This window comes from Delftia sp. ASV31 (assembly GCF_016428765.1).
GTDB lineage: Bacteria > Pseudomonadota > Gammaproteobacteria > Burkholderiales > Burkholderiaceae_C > Comamonas > Comamonas acidovorans.
In genome coordinates, this window is record NZ_JAELTK010000057.1 from 21,902 (window position 1) to 40,154 (window position 18,253).

The window sequence follows — 18,253 nt, forward strand, 5'->3', positions numbered from 1 at the left end:
GCTCACAAAAAAAGCAAATACTGTGCCTGTTAATATTCCAAACAGGAATACTTTCATCATATCCCTGTCATGAGTTTGCGCCGCCTCAACCCGCCCACGCATCTGCTGCGCGCTTTCTCCACCGTGGTGCGCTTCGGGGGCGTCTCGCGCGCGGCCGAAGCCTTGCACCTGACGCAAAGCGCAGTCAGCAAGCAGATCCAGGAGCTGGAGAAATGGGTGGGCGTGCCGCTGTTCGAACGCGAGCGCAAGCGCTTGAGGCTGACGCCCGCGGGCGAGCGCTATGAGCGCGCAGTGCGCGCCCTGCTGGGCCAGCTGGAGGCAGCCACCCTCGAACTCATCACCAGCGATGACAGCCGAGGCGCGCTGCACCTGTCATCGCTGCCGACTTTCGCGGCCAAGTGGCTGATCCCCAGGCTGCCCCAGTTTCAGCAGCGCTATCCACAGATCACGCTGCACTTTGTACCCTACGTACACAGCTACCAATTTGACAGTCCGGGGCTGGACTGCGCAATTTTGTTTGGCGACGGGCACTGGAATGGCGCGCATGCCCACTATCTGGTGGGCCGCCAGGTGGCGTTGATCGCACCGCCGCGCGGCGCGGGCCCCGAGGCGCGCATCACCACCCCCCAGGACGTGGCGCGCTGCACCCGGCTGCGCCATGTGACCATTCCCGATGCCTGGGCGCGCTGGAGCGAGGCCCATGGCGTCAACGGCATCAGCCCCCTCGCGGGCCCGCAGTTCGACCAGTTCCAGACCATCATCCGCGCCGTCATGGCCGGCATGGGCATCGCCCTGGTGCCGCGCTGCCTGGTGCATGACGAGATCGCGGCCGGCCTGGTGAACGAGCCCCTGCCCCAGCACGGCTACCAGAGCGCCCTGGGCTACTGGCTGTGCTATCCGGCCGACCGCGCCAACCACGGCACCCTGGGCATCTTCCGCAACTGGCTGGTGGACCATGCCGCGCAGACGCCGGGACGGATCGCGGTGGCGCCTGTGGCTCCCGGGGAATCTGCGGCAGCCGGGGATGCCCCGCCACCTATGCCGCAGGCTTGGGCGACGGCGGCGAGCGCAGCGCCTTGAAGCGCACGCTGAAACGCGCACCCGGCGGCTGCTGGCCAGGATGCGCATCTTCCAGCACCACCTGGGCGCCATGCTGGCGCGCGATCTCCAGCACGATGGGCAGGCCCAGGCCCGAGCCATCGGCCTCCGAGCCCAGCACGCGGTAGAACGGCTGGAACACCAGCTCGCGCTCGGCCTCGGGCACGCCGGGTCCCGAATCCTCCACCTGCAGCAACAGGACCTGGCCGAAGGGATCGGCCAGCACGCGCACCGTGACCATGCCAGGCCGGCTGCTGCTGGAAGGCGTGTAGTTGATGGCGTTGTCCACGAGGTTGCGCACCAGCTCCGTCAGCAGCGTGGCGTTGCCCTGCAGCCAGACGCCCGTGGCCGATGACTCGGCGCCGTCGTATCCCAGGTCCACATGCTTGTCCATGGCGCGCGGCAGGCAGTCGCGCACCACGTCGGTGACGATGCGCACCAGGTTGCAGGGCTGCATGGCCAGGCCGCGGCCCACGCCGGCGCTCTCGGCTCGCGCCAGCGCCAGCAACTGGTTCACCGTGTGCGTGGCGCGGATGCTGGAGCGCGCGATCTGGGCCAGTGACTGCCGCAACTCCTCCGTGCTCACGCCCTCGCGCTGGGCCAGTTCGGCCTGCATGCGCAGCCCGGCCAGCGGCGTCTTGAGCTGGTGGGCCGCGTCGGCCAGAAAGCGCTTTTGCGTGGCCAGCGAATCACCGAGCCGACCCAGCAGGTCGTTGACCGAGTCCACCAGCGGCACGACTTCCAGCGGCACGTCCTTGTGGTTGATGGGCGAGAGGTCCTCGGGCCGGCGCGCGCGGATGCGCTCCTCCAGCCGGTGCAGCGGCTTGATGCCGCGCGCCAGCGCCAGCCACACCAGCAAGGCGGCCAGGGGCAGGATGACGAACTGGGGCAGCATCACGCCCTTGATGATTTCCGTGGCCAGCACGCTGCGCTTTTCGCGCGTCTCGGCCACCTGGACCAGGGCCTGGGGCTCGTCGGGCAGGGGCATGCGCACCCAGACATGGGCCACGCGCAGGTCAATGCCGCGAAACTCCGCATCGCGCAGCTGCACGGCCCCGCCGGTCGGTGCAGCGCCGGGCGACAGATCGCCGGATGGCGGATCGTCGGACTCGGGCGGCAGCGGCAGATCGCGCTCGCCGGCCAGGTACTCGCCCTTGACGCCCAGCACCTGGAAATACACGGTGTCCGACTCGTCGGCGCGCAGGATCTCGCTGGCCGATTGCGGCAGGTTGAACAGCACCTTGCCCTGCTGCACCATCACCAGCTGCGCCAGCGCCTGGGCGTTGTACTCCAGCGCGCGATCGAACGGCTTGTTGGCCAGGCCCTGGGCCACCAGCCAAGTCAGCGCCAGGCTCACGGGCCACAGCAGCAGCAGCGGCGTGAGCATCCAGTCAAGAATCTCGCCGAACAGTGAGCGCTGTTCACGCTGGAAGATTTTCATCGGCGGGCAGCCCTCACGACGGGTTCACGGCCCCGTGGCATCCGCCACTATGCGCAGGCAAGCCAACCCGGGCCTGACAGCCAGGGCAGCGGCCTCAGGAAGCGATCTTCTCAAGGCAGTAGCCCAGGCCGCGCACGGTGGCGATGCGGATGGGGCCGCGCTCTATCTTCTTGCGCAGGCGGTGGATATAGACCTCGATGGCGTTGTTGCTGACCTCGTCGCCCCATTCGCACAGGCGCTCGACCAACTGGTCCTTGCTGACCAGCCGGCCCGCACGCTGCAGCAGCACTTCCAACAGGCCCAGCTCGCGCGCCGACAGCTCGACCATCTTGCCGTCGATGGTGGCCACGCGGCCGGCCTGGTCGTAGACCAGGGGACCATGCTTGATGGTGCTGCTGGCGCCACCCATGCCGCGCCGCGTGAGAGCGCGCACACGCGCCTCCAGCTCGGACAGCGCAAACGGCTTGGCCATGTAGTCGTCGGCGCCGTAGTCCAGCCCCTGCACGCGCTCTTCCACGCTGTCGGCCGCCGTGAGGATGAGCACCGGCAGCGCATCGCCCCGGCCGCGCAGCTTCTTGAGCACTTCCAGCCCGTGCATCTTGGGCAGGCCCAGGTCCAGGATGAGCAGGTCGAACTCGCTGCTGGTCATCAGCGCGGTATCGGCCTCGCTGCCGTTGGCCACATGGCTGACCACGGCGCCGGAGCCGCGCAGGCTGCGCAGCAGACCATCGGCCAGGACCTGGTCGTCTTCGGCAATCAGAATGCGCATGGGGTTGTCTCCTGAAATACAGACGCGCTCTGGATGTTGGAAATGCGCGCCTTTGATTCTCAGGATTCTAGGATGCGCCCCGCCCCGCTGGCAGGGACCTTACCCGAGTGAGCCGCCGCCCGCATAGGCCTCCAGCCCCAGCGCCACCACGGTGGCGATGTCGTCGCCGACTTCCTCGCGGAACTCGGCCTCGGCCTGGGACACGGCGTCATGGAAGGCCTGCAGCCATGCCAGGCCAGCAGGAGTGAAACGGATGCGGCGTGCGCGCGCATCGCGCTCGTCGCTTTCGCGCGTGACCAGGCCCCAGGCCTCACACTGGGCCACCAGGTCGCCCATGGACTGCTTGGTCATGCCAGCGCGCTCGGCCAGGTCGGTGAGCCTGTCGCCAGCCAGCGACAGATGCCGCGTGATGTGGATGTGGGCCGCACCCACCTTGTCGCGCGCCGCAAGATTGGACAGCGCCAGCGGCACCTCCACATCGCGCGCCATGAGCTGCAGCACACGCGCGTCGAACCGCCGCATGGCATGGCCGAGCAGGCGGCCCAGGTGGGTCTGGCGCCAGGCGTCGGCGGGCGGCGTGACGGGGGAAAACTCACTCATGGATGCATTGTGGAGGCAAATCCAACAAGTCAGGAAAACTGACTAAAAACACCAACAAAACAAACCAACAAGCCCATAAACTACTGTTCAAGCATCCAGCCTGAATGCAAATACAGAGCTGAAACCCCAGCCAACCCAGGAGTCCGCATGAACACCGCCGTCACCACCGCCAACAGTGAAAAAGCCAAGGCCCTGCAGGCCGCACTCGCCCAGATCGAAAAGCAGTTCGGCAAGGGCACGATCATGCGCCTGGGTGAAGGCGAAGCCATCCAGGACATCCAGGTCGTCTCCACCGGCTCGCTGGGCCTGGACATCGCCCTGGGCGTTGGCGGCCTGCCCCGTGGCCGCGTGATCGAGATCTACGGCCCTGAATCCTCGGGCAAGACCACGCTGACGCTGCAGGTCATCGCCGAAATGCAAAAGCAGGGCGGCACCTGCGCCTTCATCGACGCCGAGCACGCACTGGACACCAGCTACGCCCAGAAGCTGGGCGTGAACCTCAACGAAGTGCTGATCAGCCAGCCCGATACCGGCGAGCAGGCCCTGGAAATCGTGGACAGCCTAGTGCGTTCGGGCGCCGTGGACATGATCGTCGTGGACTCGGTGGCCGCCCTCACACCCCGGGCCGAAATCGAAGGCGAGATGGGCGACCAGCTGCCCGGCCTGCAGGCCCGTCTGATGAGCCAGGCGCTGCGCAAGCTGACAGCCACCATCAAGAAGACCAACTGCATGGTCATCTTCATCAACCAGATCCGCATGAAGATCGGCGTGATGTTCGGCAGCCCCGAAACCACCACGGGCGGCAATGCGCTGAAGTTCTACGCCTCGGTCCGCCTGGACATCCGCCGCACCGGCACCATCAAGAAGGGCGACGAGGCCATCGGCAACGAGACCAAGGTCAAGGTCGTCAAGAACAAGGTCTCGCCTCCGTTCAAGACCGCCGAGTTCGACATCCTCTTCGGCGAAGGCATCTCGCGCGAAGGTGAAATCCTGGACATGGGCGTCAACGCCAAGATCCTCGACAAGTCGGGCGCCTGGTATGCCTACAACGGCGAGAAGATCGGCCAGGGCCGTGACAACGCCCGCGAATTCCTGCGCGAGAACAGCGGCCTGGCCGTGGAGATCGAGAACAAGGTGCGCGACAGCCTGGGCATCGCCCTGCTGCCCACGGCCGGTGGCGATGCCCCCGAAGCCAAGGCTGCCAAGGCGGGCAAGGCCAAGGCCGACAAGGACGGCGTGATCGAAGCCTGAGCGGCCTGACCCCTCACTGCAGGCGCTGCCACGCCTGCACACACTGTGTTTGCCATCTTGGCGCAGGCTCACGTCTGCGCCTTTTTTATCGCCGGGACGCCCCAAGGCAAAAAAGCTGCCCCCTTGGGGGGCAGCGGACCTTGCGCAGCAAGGGGAGCGTGGGGGCCTTTTTTATTCGGGACGATTCAGGAGACATTGCCGCATGGGATTCGCCAAGCTGTCGCTCAAGGGCCGGGCGCTCAAGCTGCTGGGCCAGCGCGAACATTCACGGCTGGAGCTGGAACGCAAGCTCGCCCCCCATGTGGAGGAAGGCGAAGACCTGGGCGCCATGCTCGACGCGCTGGAGCAGCGCGGCTTCATCAGTGCCCAGCGCGTGGCCGAGTCCGTGCTGCACCAAAAGGCCGCGCGCTTTGGCACGGCACGCGTGGTGCAGGAGTTGCGCAACAAGGGACTGGACGACGGCCTGGTGCGCGCCGCCGCAGAGCAACTGCGCGCCACCGAACTGCAGCGCGCCCTTGCCGTATGGCGCCAGCGCTTCGGCGCACCACCGGCCACACCGCAGGAACGGCTCAAGCAGATGCGCTTTCTGGCTGCGCGCGGTTTTGGTGGAGAAATTGCGAGCAAGGTGCTGCGGGGGCGCAGCGAAGACTGGGACGCAGGAGCAGAGGACGAAGGCTAGCCTGCACGCCGGGTCGCACCCCAGCACACCAGCGACCCCACGGTCACCAGCACCACGCCCTGCCAGAAGCCCCAGCCCGGCTGCACCTGCAGCCAGGCACTGGCCAGCAGCGCCGAGAACACGGGCGTGAAGTACGACGCTGCAGCCATCACGGCCAGATGCCCGTGCTGTATGCCGTGCTCCCAGCAGCTGTAGCCCAGGGCGGTGAGCCCGCCCACGGCCAGCAATTGCAGCACCACGGTGCCCGACCATTGCATGCCGCCTTCACCGCCCAGCCACAGCCATTTGATCCACAACGCCAGCGCGGTCCATATCAGGAAAAGGCCCACGGCATTGTGGCCACCGCCCCAGCGCCGCGCAGCCAGCGAATAGCAGGGCCACAGCAGGGCCGCTCCAAAAGCCAGTCCATACGCCAGCGGGTTGGACAGCATGTGGTCCGCCATGCCCCGCAGTTGCAGCGAGTCGCCGCCCAGCACGCGCGTCAGCCCCCACAGGCACAGCAGCACGCCGGGCCACAGCCACCAGCGCGCATGCTGCTGGCGCAGCAGCACGGCCAAAACGATGGTCAGGCTGGGCCACAGGTAATTGATCAGCCCCAGCTCCAGCGCCTGGGCGCGGTCCTGCGCCAGGCCAATCGCCAGCGACAGGCAGATCTCGTAGACCGCAAACAGCAGGCCGCAGCCCCAGAAGTAGGCCGGATGCATGGCCCGCCACTGCGAGGGCCTGGGCAGGCCGCGCACGGCGGCCACGCACAGGGCGCTGACCGTGTAGAGCATGGCGGCGCCGCCCACGGCGCCCAGCGGCTCGGCCACCGAGCGCATCAGGCCCACGGTGCAGCTCCAGCACACCACGGCCAGCAGTCCGATGGCGGTGGCCCGGCCGGCGGCCACGGGGGAGTTGTTCTGCAAGGAAGACACGTCGATGGCTGCGCGCGGCAGCTCAGTGCGGCTGCAGCAGCTGGCGCAGCGAGTGGTACAGCGCATCCGAGCCATGCGCGGTGTTGTCCGCATCGAACGAGAACTCGTTGCTGGACTGCGTGCCCGTCGCATCCTCGGGCCGGGCTTCCATGAAGAAGGACAGGAAGCGCGCGCCCTGGCGGCGGTGCATGGTCAGCACTTTCTCCAGCCGCTGCGGCGACAGGGCCACCAGCGGATGGAACTCCGTCACGCCATAGGCCGTGTGGCCATAGCGGCGCAGCATCTGGCCGACCAGCGGGCCGTAGGTATCTTCGCCGTACAGGCTGACACCCAGGGACAGCCCCGGCATGCGCTGCAGGCTGCGCTCCACGGCGTAGCGGTTGGCATCCCAGCTCGGATTCGCATGGGGGTTGAGCTGGTGGGCAAAGCGAGGAACCCGGCCCAGGCAGCCGTGGCCGATGTGCTCGGAAAAGCCCTGGATGTAGTCGGCCACCTGCTGCTCGCGGAAATCGTTCCAGTCCGTGACCAGCGGGTTGTAGAACAGCGCCAGCCGGTCCTGCGGGCTGTCCACCCAGAATTCCACGCCGTCCGGCAGCTTGCCGAAGTCGGGCAAGGCCTCGGCGGCATGGGGCCTGGGCTCGCCCTGGTTGCGGTCCATCACGGCGATCTGGCGCGTGGCCAGCAGGCCCAGGCTGCGTCCCCCGGCCTGCAGCACCACGTCGATGCGGTGCAGGCCCTCGCCCAGCGCCGGATAGCGGATGTCGGCACGCCAGCCCACATCGGGCGTGAGGAACCCGGGCTTGGCCTGAGCCACGTCCTGGCGGTGCATGTGCACGGGGGCGTGCGAGTAAGGATGCCCGTCCACGAAGACGGCCACGGCCAACTGCTTTTGCAGCTTCGCATCGGGCGAGTGGACCCAGCCGGACACGGGCACGATGCCGGCCGCATAGCTGTCGATGTGCTGGAAGAAGTTCTGCAGCGGCTCGCTGCGGATATTGCGCGACGGCGGCTCGACCGCGTCGAAGCTGGCAAAGCCGGACTTCAGGTGGGCGTTGAGCCGCGCGATGTCGCCATAGCGCTGGCGCAGGAATGCATGGAAGCCCGCCACGGAGGCCGGGCTGTAGTCGGTGACCGCATAGCCTTCGGCCGCGAATCCCATGCCGGCCTCGAATCCCGGGAACAGCTGGTGCGTCTCGCCCAGCACGGTGAGGGCGCGCAGCTGGTGCATGGCGGCATCGCCTGCGGCGCACATGCGCTCGGCCAGGGCATCGACGACCAGCTTGCGCACGCGCGTGACTTCGTTGTCCTGCCGCGCGACCGACCACGGGAAGATGCGCGCGCCCAGATAGCTGTCCAGCGGCAGCGGCCCCTTGGGGGTCCACGCAAGATTGGCGGGATCGGCGGCCAGGCGCTCCTCGGCCTTGGAATGCACCTCGAAATGCGTGGCGAACAGATACAGCACCAGGGGCCGGTGCGCCTGCGCCACCGTGCGCACCACGCGGTCCAGCGCCTCGCCCCGGACTTCCCAGGCCTGGCCATTCCACTGCACATAGCGCAGCAGCGGCACGCTGAGCGTATAGCCCAGGTCCAGTTCACCCTGGGGCCGGCCCAGGCGCTGCAGCGTGGCTTTCACCATTTCTGCGGCCGAGCCCTGCGGACCCAGGCAGCTGGCGGGTATCTGCTGAAATTCCTTGGGAAAATCCTCGCGCAGCCCGTCCTGCACCAGGCAGGCCTCCATATTGCCCAGCAGCGGACTCAGCAGCAGGCGCGATGAAGACGGCAATGCCGGCCGCAGCTTCCAGGCAAACACAACGACCAGCAGGCACAGCACGGCCAGGGCCAGGACATGGCCCCAGACCGGACTGCGCCGGCCCGGCAGGGACGCGGACGGTGGCGTGGCCGGGCTCACAGGCCCAGCATGATCTGCAGGTTCTGCACGGCGGCGCCGCTGGCGCCCTTGCCCAGGTTGTCCAGGCGGGCGATCAGCACGGCCTGGCGGTACTGCTCATTGGCGAACACGCGCAGCTCCAGCTTGTTGGTGTCCGTCAGCGTGTCGGCGGCCAGCTTCATGTCCTCGGTGGGCGGCAGCACCGACACCCATTGCTCCGGCGTGTTGGTGGCCGCGTAGTGGGAGGCCAGCGCATCGTGCAGGTCGGCCGCCTTGGGCGCGACCGGCAGCAGGTCCAGATGCAGCGGCAGCTGCACCAGCATGCCCTGGCGGAAATTGCCCACGGCGGGAATGAACACCGGGCGGCGCGTCAGGCCGGTGTATTGCAGGATCTCGGGAATGTGCTTGTGCGTCAGGCCCAGCGCGTAGGCCTCGTAAGGCGCGGCCGTGCCGGCCTCATAGGCTTCGATCATGCTGCGGCCGCCGCCCGAATAGCCGGACACCGAGGGCAGGCTCAGGCCGTGGTCGGCAGGGATGAGGCCCGCGGCAACCAGCGGGTGCAGCAGCGCGATGGCTCCCGTCGCATAGCAGCCGGGGTTGGACACGCGCTTGGCAGTCCTGACCGCCTCAAGCTGGCCGGCACGCAGCTCCGGAAAGCCATACACCCAGTCGGGCGCCACGCGGTGGGCCGTGGATGCATCGATGATCTTGATGGTGCGGCCGGTCTCGGCCTCGATGGAATCGACCATGGCCACGGTCTCGCGCGCGGCATCGTCATGCAGGCACAGGATGACCAAGTCCACGCCGGCGATCAGCGCACGCTTGGCGGCAGGATCCTTTCGCAGCTCGGGGGCAATGCTGACCAGCTCCACGCCAGACAGATCGACCAGACGCTCACGGATCTGCAGCCCTGTCGTGCCTGCTTCGCCATCGATAAAGACTTTTGCCATCGCTGTATTTCTCCTGCTGCGCGGCCCTCCTGGAGCCGCTGCGGCACCATTGCCGCGTTCCAGCTGCGGATTCTCACCGAAACCGGGTCCCCCTGCGTCCGTTGTCGCAAAACGGTTGGCGGTGGCGATCAAGGGCGTGCTGACATGCGCCTGTTACAAACAGCGGGCAGCGCCGTCTGCAGATCCTCTATAAGACAAAAGAGCTGTGGCGCCTGAAAGAAATGTCGGGAAACCGTCTTTTCCCTGACATATCAATGCATTGCACAGTTCCTGGCATGCTGCTTGGCCCGCAGGAAATTGTGGATTCTGCGCATGGGGGCGTGTCGGATGGCGCAGTGCAGCATGGTACATTCGGCGATTGCCAGGTCACTCCGCCTTGAGGCAGCACCCCAGGGCTACCGGGTCAATCCCCCCCTATTTGTTTGAGAGAGACATCATGAAGATTCATGAATACCAAGGCAAGGACATCTTGCGTCAGTTTGGTGTGCCTGTACCTCGCGGTATCCCTGCGTTCACAGTGCAAGAGGCCGTCGAGGCCGCCCAGAAGCTCGGCGGCCCCGTGTGGGTCGTGAAGGCCCAGATCCACGCTGGTGGTCGCGGCAAGGGCGGCGGCGTGAAGGTTGCCAAGAGCATTGACGACGTCAAGGCACTGGCTGGCCAGATCCTGGGCATGCAGCTGGTCACGCACCAGACCGGCCCCGAAGGCCAGAAGGTCCGCCGCCTGTACATCGAAGATGGCGCCGACATCCAGAAGGAATACTACCTGTCGTGCGTGACCGATCGCGGCACGCAGAAGGTGGCCTTCATCGCTTCCAGCGAAGGCGGCATGGACATCGAGGAAGTGGCCCACTCCACTCCCGAGAAGATCATCACCATCTTCGTTGATCCCCTGGTCGGCCTGACCCAGGCGCAAGGCGAAGAACTGGCCAAGGGCATCGGCATGCCTGCCGACTCCACCGCCCAGTTCATCGACATCTGCCAGAAGCTCTACAAGTGCTACATGGACACGGATGCCTCGCTGGTCGAGATCAACCCGCTGAACCGTGACAGCAAGGGCAACGTGGTTGCCCTGGACGCGAAGTTCAACTTCGACGCCAACGCCCTGTTCCGCCTGCCCGAAATCGTGGCCCTGCGCGACCTGGACGAAGAAGATCCCGCTGAAGTCGAAGCCTCCAAGTTCGATCTGGCCTACATCTCGCTGGACGGCAACATCGGCTGCCTGGTCAACGGTGCAGGTCTGGCCATGGCCACCATGGACACCATCAAGCTGTTCGGCGGCGAGCCGGCCAACTTCCTGGACGTGGGCGGCGGCGCCACCCCCGAGAAGGTCACCGAAGCCTTCAAGATCATGCTCAAGAACCCCAAGGTCGAAGGCATTCTGGTCAACATCTTTGGCGGCATCATGAAGTGCGACACCATCGCCACCGGCGTGATCACTGCCTGCAAGGCCGTGAACCTGCAAGTGCCCCTGGTCGTGCGCATGAAGGGCACGAACGAAGAACTGGGCAAGAAGATGCTGGCCGAGTCCGGCCTGCCCATCATCAGCGCCGACACGATGGCCGAAGCGGCCACCAAGATCGTCGAAGCCGTCAAGTAAGCAGGCCCGGAGAAAACACCATGTCGATCTACATCAACAAAGACACCAAGGTCATCACCCAAGGCATCACGGGCAAGACGGGCCAGTTCCACACTGAAAAGTGCATTGAATACGCGAACGGCAAGAACTGCTTCGTGGCCGGTGTGAACCCCAAGAAGGCCGGCGAAAAGATCTTCGACGTGCCAATCTACGCCTCCGTCAAGGAAGCCGCGCAAGGCACGGGCGCCACGGTCTCCGTGATCTACGTTCCCCCCGCAGGCGCTGCCGCCGCGATCTGGGAAGCCGTGGAAGCCGACCTGGACTTGGCCATCTGCATCACCGAAGGCATCCCCGTCCGTGACATGCTGGAAGTGCGCAACAAGATGCGCGCCAAGGAAGCCGCAGGCGGCAAACGCACCCTGCTGCTGGGCCCCAACTGCCCCGGTCTGATCACGCCCGACGAGATCAAGATCGGCATCATGCCCGGCCACATCCACAAGAAGGGCCGCATCGGCGTGGTCAGCCGCTCCGGCACGCTGACCTATGAAGCCGTGGCACAGCTGACCGAACTGGGCATTGGCCAGTCGTCGGCCGTGGGCATCGGCGGTGACCCGATCAACGGTCTCAAGCACATCGACGTGATGAAGGCCTTCAACGACGATCCCGACACCGACGCCGTCATCATGATCGGCGAAATCGGCGGTCCCGACGAAGCCGAAGCTGCCCGCTGGTGCAAGGACAACATGAAGAAGCCGATCGTCGGCTTCATCGCTGGTGTCACCGCCCCTCCCGGCAAGCGCATGGGCCACGCCGGCGCGCTGATCTCCGGCGGTGCCGACACGGCCGACGCCAAGCTGGCCATCATGGAAGAGTGCGGTTTCGTCATCACCCGCAATCCTTCCGAAATGGGTCGCCTGCTCAAGGGCCTGATCTAAGCGGCACCGGTTCTGCGCGACATCCTGGGGTTCGCCCCAGGAGAAAATTACGCAGAATTACGAATCGGTAAGGCGGCAAGTCCGCCCTACACTAACGACTCCAAAAAAGAAAAAGCGCCAGAGGCCACCGCCCTGGCGCTTTTCAACTCATAACAGTGGAGAAACCATGGAATACCTGCAAAGCGCCGATTTCTGGATCGGCCTGTTGAAGATCGTCTGGATCAACATCATCCTGTCTGGCGACAACGCCGTCGTCATCGCCCTCGCAGCACGCTCGCTGCCCCCCGCACAGCAAAAGAAAGCCGTCATGTTCGGCTCCGGCGCCGCCGTGGTGCTGCGGATCATCCTGACCGTGGTCGCGGCCAAGCTGCTGGAGCTGTCCTTCCTGCAGATCGTGGGCGGCTGCCTGCTGCTGTGGATCGGCTTGCAACTGCTGACCGGCGAAGAAGAGGATGAAGGCGAATCCAAGGGTCACGGCAGCATGATGGTCGCCATCCGCACCATCCTGATCGCCGACCTGGTGATGAGCCTGGACAACGTGATCGCCGTGGCCGCCACGGCGCAAGGCAACATGGTCCTGCTGATCCTGGGCCTGGCCATCAGCATCCCGCTGGTGGTCTTCGGCTCCACGCTGATGATCAAGCTCATGGAGCGCTTCCCCGTCATCATCACGCTGGGCGCTGCCCTGATCGGCTGGGTTGGCGGAGAAACCATCGTCAACGACCGCCTGCTGCACGACTACGCCATCAGCCATCCCTGGCTGCACTATGTGGCGGCTGCCGCCGGTGCCGTGCTGGTCGTCGGCATTGGCAAGCTCCTGCAGTCGCGCTCCGGCGCCAAGCACGCGGCACAGGCCTGATAACACCGCAGGCGGCCCCTCGCCACCTCCACAACGCACTGCCTCGGCAGTGCGTTTTTGCTTTGTGAGGGTCCATTCTTGATGTGGCGTCAAGCTGACGAGCCGCTGCGCCGGCCCATTCTTGGCACTTGGGGGCACTGTTTTCATTTACGCTGTGCACCGGCTTCACCATTGCATCTGCACACAGGGACTGATGGCAACACCGCCGCGCCCGCCCTTCGCCACCATGCCCAGCGCACCCAAGACCCCGGACCAGCCCTGCCGACAGGCAGTCCCTGCGCAACACTGCGCCATGGTTGCACGCACCGATGTGGGCCGGCGCCGTGACAACAACGAGGATGCGGTCACCATCCACCCCAGCGCCCAGCCCTGGCCGATTGCGGTGCTGGCCGATGGCATGGGCGGCTACAACGCCGGCGAAGTCGCCAGCGCCATGGCCATCAGCCTGGTATCCGTGGCACTGCAAAGCGTAGCCACCGAGGCGCCGGCAGCCAACACTCCGCAAGCCCGCCAGGAATTGCAGCAGTCACTGGCCAATGCCTTGAACCTGGCCAACGCCGCCATTCTTACGGCCGCCCGGGAAACACCGGGCTGTCGCGGCATGGGCACCACCATCATTGCCGCGGCCCTGCTGCCAGGCCTGCTGATGCTCGCCCACCTTGGCGACTCGCGGGCCTACGGCTGGCGCGAGGGTCAACTGCTGCGCCTGACCCGGGACCACACCTGGCTACAGGAAGAAATCGACGCAGGCCGCATCCAGGACCACGAAGCCCGGCAATCCGGCCTGGGCCACCTGCTCACCCAGGCCCTGGGCGTCACGCCGGACGTCACGCCCGATTTCAATGAGTGGCCGCTGCAACCCGGCGACCGCATCCTGCTGTGCTCCGACGGCCTCACCGACATGCTCGATGACCAAGCCATCGCCGCCCTGTTCACCCAATCCAGCCCGCTGCCCGTCCTGCTGACCTCGCTGCTCGCCGCCGCCAATGAAGCTGGCGGAAACGACAACATCAGCGCGGCGCTGATCGAGATACAGGCCAGCCCTCCCCCTGCAGCCAGCACCTCCCTCGATTGAGCCCACACATCGATCGACGGCAGATCCCAACCGATGGACGCGCTTGCCTGCACCGCCCTCGCAGGTTCCAATTGTTAAAAATGATTGCAAATACAACAATCAGGAAAAGACAATCCATAGTCTGTATCAAATACCATGGCAGACCTCGGCGCGCGCAGGCCGCAGACATAATATTTGGATACACCCCAGCTCCGGATCGCCCAGTGGATGGTGCAAGCCGGGCATAACAAAGGAACTTTGAGCATGCCGACCCTGGTCATCTCCATCGACGGCGCCGTCATCAAGGAAGTGCAGCTGGCCAAGGAGCGCACCACGCTGGGACGCCGCCCCTACAACGATATCGTGATCGACAACCTCGCCGTCAGCGGCGAGCACGCCGTTCTCAGCGTCGTCGACGGCACCGTCATCATCGAAGACCTGCGCAGCACCAACGGCACCTATGTCAACGGCCAGCCCATACTGCGCCAGACCCTGAACCACGGCGACCTGCTGGACATCGGCAAGTACAAGATCCGCTTCGTGCAACAGCAGGTCAGCGCGTCCTCACGCTCGGCCCTGGCCGCCATTGCCGCCGCAGTCGAGGCCACCCGCCCAGCCCCTTTGGCAGAAGCGGATCTGCCCTCGCAGTTCAGCCAGGAAACGCCCTCGGGTTTCGACCACACCCTGCCCCCTTCCATGGCCGGACTGGCCACGCGCCAGGCCGCCATCCGCATGCTCAACGGCAACGCCGCCGGCCGCGAAGTACCACTGGTCAAAGTCGTCACCACGCTGGGCAAGCCCGGCGTGGCCGTTGCCTCCATTACCCAGAAGCACCACGGCTTCGTACTGGCCCAGCTGGAAGGCGACTCCCCCAGCCTCAAGCTCAACGGCCAGGAAATCGGCCGCCGCGCCATGCCGCTGCAACATGGCGACACGGTGGAACTGGCAGGTACGCAGATGCAGTTCCTGGTGGCGTGAAGGACCCTCTTGATCCACTGACAAGGTTCGCTGTTCAGCGTTGGCAAGCACACCATCCTTGACAAAAATGTCACGCAAAATTGGATCGATTTGTCAGAGAATGTCGACCAGCCGTGTAATTTGCAACCAAACAATACACATGCGCGAACCTTGGCCTCAAGGCGCGACTGGCACGGCTCTTGCTCTACAGAGCATGCAATCAACCCCCTATGAGGAGAAGTTCATGAAGCGTTCCATCCAGCAAGGTTTTACCTTGATCGAATTGATGATCGTTGTGGCGATCATCGGCATTTTGGCAGCCGTTGCGCTGCCGGCTTATCAGGATTACACGGTGCGTTCCAAGGTGTCTGAAGGCCTGACACTGGCAGCCTCTGCCAAGACTGCCGTTTCTGAGCACCGCCTGAGCCAAGGTACTTGGCCTGCCACCAGCGCAGCCGCAGGCTACACCTCCCCCAATACAAAGTATGTGAACGGTATCACCATTAATAATGGCGTCATTACCATTACATACAAGACCGGCTCCTCTGGCTCTGGTGTCGCCACCAGCGCCACCGATCTGGTGCTCTCCCCCCTGTCCGTCGTGGGTGCTGTGGACTGGAGGTGCAAGCGTCCTGCAACGACCCCTGTGGATGCCAAATACCTGCCGGCCAACTGCCGTCAAAGCTAATCCTTCCTGCCGGATGGCATGAATCTGCCCGCGCAAGCGGGCATTTTTCTTTACAGGGAACTCGCTTGCTGCGCAGAAACGCTTGGATTGCAGTCTTCTGGCTGGCTTTGCTGGCTACATTTGTCATTTACCTGCCAGGGCTTAAGGGAGGATTTCTTTTCGACGATGCCCCTAATCTCTCGCCCATGGGTGCACAGGGCGGTATCAGCGACTGGGATACCTTTCAATCCTTTGTCATGAGCGGGTCGGCAGGCCCTCTTGGCCGCCCGGTCGCTTTGGCGAGTTTTCTGCTCGACGATTTCTTCTGGCCAAGTCAGCCAAGCTCCTTCAAGCTCACCAATCTCTGGCTGCATCTTCTGACTGGGCTGATGCTGTGCTGGTCAACGCTCAATCTTCTGCGTCTATACGGAATATCCGAGAGCCGGGCACGCTGGGCAGCCGTGCTGAACATGGCCTTCTGGCTACTGCATCCATACATGCTGTCCACCACGCTCTATGTGGTGCAGCGCATGGCACAACTGGCCACACTATTCATGCTGTGCGGGCTGGCGGGCTATCTTCACGGCCGGTTGCTTTTGCAACAGCGACCGGCATCGGCCTACCTTTGGATGTCGATCTCTCTCACGTTGGGCACCTTGCTGGCTGCCTTCAGCAAGGAGAACGGGATCCTCCTGCCTATGTTGGCAGGGGTCATCGAATGCTGCGTGCCCTCCCGCGCGGGATCCGCTACCCCACCACGGCCGGATTGGCGCTGGCGTCTGGTCCTGCTTTGGCTGCCCAGCCTGGCAGTCGCCTGGGCCCTTTCCAAGGAAATCAATCTATCTGCCAATGCCTGGCCAACACGGCCCTTCAATCAACTGGAGCGCCTTCTCACAGAGCCCCGCATTCTTTGGGAATACCTGTTCCATCTCTATGTGCCCCGCATCGAGGGCCGGGGCCTGTTTCAGGACGGCTACGTCATTTCCACCGGCCTGCTGCAACCCTGGACAACGCTGCCCAGTCTGCTGGGTGTAGCTGCACTGTTAGTGGCAGCCATAGGCCTGCGCAAGCGCCTGCCCTATGTTGCTCTGGCCATTCTTTTCTTCTTTGCCTCTCACCTCATCGAATCCACGGTCGTCGGCTTGGAACTCTATTTCGAGCACCGCAACTATGGTGCAGCGCTTTTTCTTTTCCTGCCCTTGATCATGGCCTTGCTGTGGGTCGCAGAGAGAAAAAGCCTGTTCGTAGCTTCTGTCACATTGATCGCAATGTTGGTCATGCTGGCAGGGCTTACATGGCAGCGCGCCAGCCTCTGGTCCGATACCGAGGCCCTTCAGAACTACTGGGCCGCCAACACCCCTGAATCGGCAAGAGCACAGAACCATTTGGCAATCCGCCTTTTCCAGCATGGTCAAGTGGATGAAGGCTTTGCGCTGTTGGAGTCCGCGACACAGCATCTGCCACAAAGCTCCTTGCTAACCATGCAGTGGCTGCTGCAAAAAGTACTGCGCCAACAGGCGACCACACAAGATTTCGAGCATGTCAGGCAGTTGCTGCCCCAACAGCGATTCGATGCGCAGACCGTACTGGGCATGCGCCTGCTCACTGAGACGCTAATCGAACGAGGTGCTAGCGAGGACTATCAGCACCAAGCCCTGGTCACATTGAGCTTGATGCAGACCCTCCCACAGTACGCCGCCGTGCCGTTGTTCAACCGTCTTGAGCCCTATTTGCGCGGTCTGCTGCTGACATCCATGGGCCGTTACGAAGAGGCACAGGTCCAGCTCCTTGAAGCCATCGACCGCTACAGGGATATCGAAGCGGCGCTGTCCATGGTGGCGCACATGGGCAGTTCCGGCCATCCCCGCGAAGGCCTGCAGTTGCTGGACGCAGCCCAGAAAGCTTACGGTTCACAGCCCGATCGAACATTGAGGCGATCTAGAGCCACCTACGACATGGAGATAGCGCGCCTCAGACAAGCTCTGCTGGAGGACTTGCAGGGCGCCGCCCATTCGCTGAACGAGAAAAACCAACCATGAAAATCAGCATCGTGCTGCCCGCCAAGAACGAAGCGCTGAGCGTGGGCTTGACCGTGCGCCGTATTAGGGAGTGCATGCCTGACGCCGAAATCATCGTCGTCAATGATGGTTCCACTGACGATACCGCGCAGATCGCCGAGCAAGCCAGCGCCAGCGTGGTAAGTCACCCCTACAGCAAAGGCAACGGTGCAGCCATCAAAACCGGTGCCCGGGCAGCCGGCGGCGACATCATTGTCTTTATGGACGCTGATGGTCAACACGATCCCGCGGACATTTCCCGGTTGCTGGAAAAAATGGAGCAGGGCAACGACTTGGTTGTCGGAGCCAGACAGAAAGGTTCCCAGGCCAGCCTGGGACGTGGATTGGCCAATGGCTTGTACAACAGCTGTCTCTTATACACATCTGACGCTGCCGACGAAATGCGAACAGTGTAGATCTCGGTGGTCGCGGGATCATTAAAAGGGGGGGGGGGGGGGGGGGGGGGGGGGGGGGGGGGGGGGGGGGGGGGGGGGGGGGGGGGGGGGGGGGGGGGGGGGGGGGGGGGGGGGGGGGGGGGGGGGGGGGGGGGGGGGG

Annotated in this window: 17 protein-coding genes; 11 read left to right on the forward strand and 6 right to left on the reverse strand. The window is 64.5% G+C overall.

The window, feature by feature from the left end:
• The first annotated feature begins 69 nt into the window (after positions 1-69).
• The gene (locus JHD82_RS19415; RefSeq protein ID WP_199138212.1) at positions 70-1,080 is read left to right on the forward strand and encodes a LysR substrate-binding domain-containing protein; all 1,011 of its coding nucleotides are present in this window, start codon (positions 70-72) and stop codon (positions 1,078-1,080) included.
• On the opposite strand, the gene JHD82_RS19420 is transcribed toward JHD82_RS19415, so the two are convergent.
• The 3 genes from JHD82_RS19420 to JHD82_RS19430 all read right to left on the reverse strand — a co-directional run bounded on the left by JHD82_RS19420 (position 1,037) and on the right by JHD82_RS19430 (position 3,908).
• Positions 1,037-2,539 carry a sensor histidine kinase gene (locus tag JHD82_RS19420; protein ID WP_180318306.1) on the reverse strand — a complete coding sequence of 501 codons (1,503 nt, stop codon included), beginning with the start codon at positions 2,537-2,539 and terminating at the stop codon, positions 1,037-1,039. The two genes, JHD82_RS19415 and JHD82_RS19420, sit on opposite strands and share 44 nt — an antisense overlap.
• 94 nt (positions 2,540-2,633) lie before the next feature.
• Entirely contained in the window at positions 2,634-3,308 is a 675-nt protein-coding gene (locus tag JHD82_RS19425; RefSeq protein ID WP_012202808.1) for a response regulator transcription factor, read from the reverse strand.
• Between the two features lie 99 nt (positions 3,309-3,407).
• Positions 3,408-3,908, reverse strand: a complete 501-nt coding sequence (locus tag JHD82_RS19430) for a MarR family winged helix-turn-helix transcriptional regulator (RefSeq protein ID WP_012202807.1) — start codon at positions 3,906-3,908, stop codon at positions 3,408-3,410.
• Positions 3,909-4,055: 147 nt separating this feature from the next.
• Here JHD82_RS19430 and recA point away from each other — a divergent pair, with 147 nt between their 5' ends.
• Positions 4,056-5,159 carry a recombinase RecA gene (gene recA / locus JHD82_RS19435; protein ID WP_012202806.1) on the forward strand — a complete coding sequence of 368 codons (1,104 nt, stop codon included), beginning with the start codon at positions 4,056-4,058 and terminating at the stop codon, positions 5,157-5,159.
• A 202-nt stretch (positions 5,160-5,361) separates the two neighbouring features.
• Positions 5,362-5,838: a recombination regulator RecX gene (gene recX / locus JHD82_RS19440; RefSeq protein WP_043825371.1), complete on the forward strand. Its 477-nt coding sequence runs from the start codon at positions 5,362-5,364 to the stop codon at positions 5,836-5,838.
• On the opposite strand, the gene yddG is transcribed toward recX, so the two are convergent.
• Genes yddG through argC form a run of 3 tightly spaced genes read right to left on the reverse strand, consistent with a single transcriptional unit; the run spans position 5,835 to position 9,593 of the window.
• A complete protein-coding gene (yddG, locus tag JHD82_RS19445) occupies positions 5,835-6,755 on the reverse strand; it encodes an aromatic amino acid DMT transporter YddG (protein ID WP_099750962.1) in 921 nt (306 codons plus the stop codon). The two genes, recX and yddG, sit on opposite strands and share 4 nt — an antisense overlap.
• Positions 6,756-6,777: 22 nt before the next feature.
• Positions 6,778-8,664 carry a hypothetical protein gene (locus tag JHD82_RS19450; RefSeq protein WP_199138214.1) on the reverse strand — a complete coding sequence of 629 codons (1,887 nt, stop codon included), beginning with the start codon at positions 8,662-8,664 and terminating at the stop codon, positions 6,778-6,780.
• Positions 8,661-9,593 carry an N-acetyl-gamma-glutamyl-phosphate reductase gene (gene argC / locus JHD82_RS19455; protein WP_199138216.1) on the reverse strand — a complete coding sequence of 311 codons (933 nt, stop codon included), beginning with the start codon at positions 9,591-9,593 and terminating at the stop codon, positions 8,661-8,663. Before argC ends, JHD82_RS19450 begins: the two co-directional genes overlap by 4 nt.
• 436 nt (positions 9,594-10,029) lie before the next feature.
• Between argC and sucC the strand changes: the two genes are divergently transcribed.
• The 8 genes from sucC to JHD82_RS19495 all read left to right on the forward strand — a co-directional run bounded on the left by sucC (position 10,030) and on the right by JHD82_RS19495 (position 18,114).
• Positions 10,030-11,190: an ADP-forming succinate--CoA ligase subunit beta gene (sucC, locus tag JHD82_RS19460; RefSeq protein WP_012202801.1), complete on the forward strand. Its 1,161-nt coding sequence runs from the start codon at positions 10,030-10,032 to the stop codon at positions 11,188-11,190.
• A 20-nt stretch (positions 11,191-11,210) separates the two neighbouring features.
• Positions 11,211-12,104, forward strand: a complete 894-nt coding sequence (gene sucD / locus JHD82_RS19465) for a succinate--CoA ligase subunit alpha (RefSeq protein ID WP_012202800.1) — start codon at positions 11,211-11,213, stop codon at positions 12,102-12,104.
• A 166-nt stretch (positions 12,105-12,270) separates the two neighbouring features.
• A complete protein-coding gene (locus JHD82_RS19470) occupies positions 12,271-12,963 on the forward strand; it encodes a TerC family protein (protein ID WP_099734894.1) in 693 nt (230 codons plus the stop codon).
• A 292-nt stretch (positions 12,964-13,255) separates the two neighbouring features.
• Entirely contained in the window at positions 13,256-14,038 is a 783-nt protein-coding gene (locus JHD82_RS19475) for a PP2C family serine/threonine-protein phosphatase (RefSeq protein ID WP_141830851.1), read from the forward strand.
• A gap of 243 nt (positions 14,039-14,281) precedes the next feature.
• Complete coding sequence (locus JHD82_RS19480) at positions 14,282-14,995, forward strand: FHA domain-containing protein (protein ID WP_199138218.1); 714 nt, start codon at positions 14,282-14,284, stop codon at positions 14,993-14,995.
• 223 nt (positions 14,996-15,218) lie between these two features.
• Complete coding sequence (locus JHD82_RS19485) at positions 15,219-15,662, forward strand: pilin (protein ID WP_199138220.1); 444 nt, start codon at positions 15,219-15,221, stop codon at positions 15,660-15,662.
• Positions 15,663-15,727: 65 nt separating this feature from the next.
• Positions 15,728-17,680 carry a M48 family metallopeptidase gene (locus tag JHD82_RS19490; RefSeq protein ID WP_199138222.1) on the forward strand — a complete coding sequence of 651 codons (1,953 nt, stop codon included), beginning with the start codon at positions 15,728-15,730 and terminating at the stop codon, positions 17,678-17,680.
• Positions 17,677-18,114, forward strand: a complete 438-nt coding sequence (locus JHD82_RS19495; RefSeq protein WP_199138224.1) for a glycosyltransferase family 2 protein — start codon at positions 17,677-17,679, stop codon at positions 18,112-18,114. The genes JHD82_RS19490 and JHD82_RS19495 overlap by 4 nt, the downstream gene beginning before the upstream one ends.
• Positions 18,115-18,253: the final 139 nt, after the last annotated feature.

Excerpts from the sequence above, each read along its gene's own strand:
- JHD82_RS19415 (WP_199138212.1), top strand. The coding sequence starts at position 70 with ATGAGTTTGCGCCGCCTCAACCCGCCCACGCATCTGCTGCGCGCTTTC.
- JHD82_RS19420 (WP_180318306.1), bottom strand. The coding sequence starts at position 2,539 with ATGAAAATCTTCCAGCGTGAACAGCGCTCACTGTTCGGCGAGATTCTT.
- JHD82_RS19425 (WP_012202808.1), bottom strand. The coding sequence starts at position 3,308 with ATGCGCATTCTGATTGCCGAAGACGACCAGGTCCTGGCCGATGGTCTG.
- JHD82_RS19430 (WP_012202807.1), bottom strand. The coding sequence starts at position 3,908 with ATGAGTGAGTTTTCCCCCGTCACGCCGCCCGCCGACGCCTGGCGCCAG.
- recA (WP_012202806.1), top strand. The coding sequence starts at position 4,056 with ATGAACACCGCCGTCACCACCGCCAACAGTGAAAAAGCCAAGGCCCTG.
- recX (WP_043825371.1), top strand. The coding sequence starts at position 5,362 with ATGGGATTCGCCAAGCTGTCGCTCAAGGGCCGGGCGCTCAAGCTGCTG.
- argC (WP_199138216.1), bottom strand. The coding sequence starts at position 9,593 with ATGGCAAAAGTCTTTATCGATGGCGAAGCAGGCACGACAGGGCTGCAG.
- sucC (WP_012202801.1), top strand. The coding sequence starts at position 10,030 with ATGAAGATTCATGAATACCAAGGCAAGGACATCTTGCGTCAGTTTGGT.
- sucD (WP_012202800.1), top strand. The coding sequence starts at position 11,211 with ATGTCGATCTACATCAACAAAGACACCAAGGTCATCACCCAAGGCATC.
- JHD82_RS19470 (WP_099734894.1), top strand. The coding sequence starts at position 12,271 with ATGGAATACCTGCAAAGCGCCGATTTCTGGATCGGCCTGTTGAAGATC.
- JHD82_RS19475 (WP_141830851.1), top strand. The coding sequence starts at position 13,256 with ATGGTTGCACGCACCGATGTGGGCCGGCGCCGTGACAACAACGAGGAT.
- JHD82_RS19480 (WP_199138218.1), top strand. The coding sequence starts at position 14,282 with ATGCCGACCCTGGTCATCTCCATCGACGGCGCCGTCATCAAGGAAGTG.
- JHD82_RS19485 (WP_199138220.1), top strand. The coding sequence starts at position 15,219 with ATGAAGCGTTCCATCCAGCAAGGTTTTACCTTGATCGAATTGATGATC.
- JHD82_RS19495 (WP_199138224.1), top strand. The coding sequence starts at position 17,677 with ATGAAAATCAGCATCGTGCTGCCCGCCAAGAACGAAGCGCTGAGCGTG.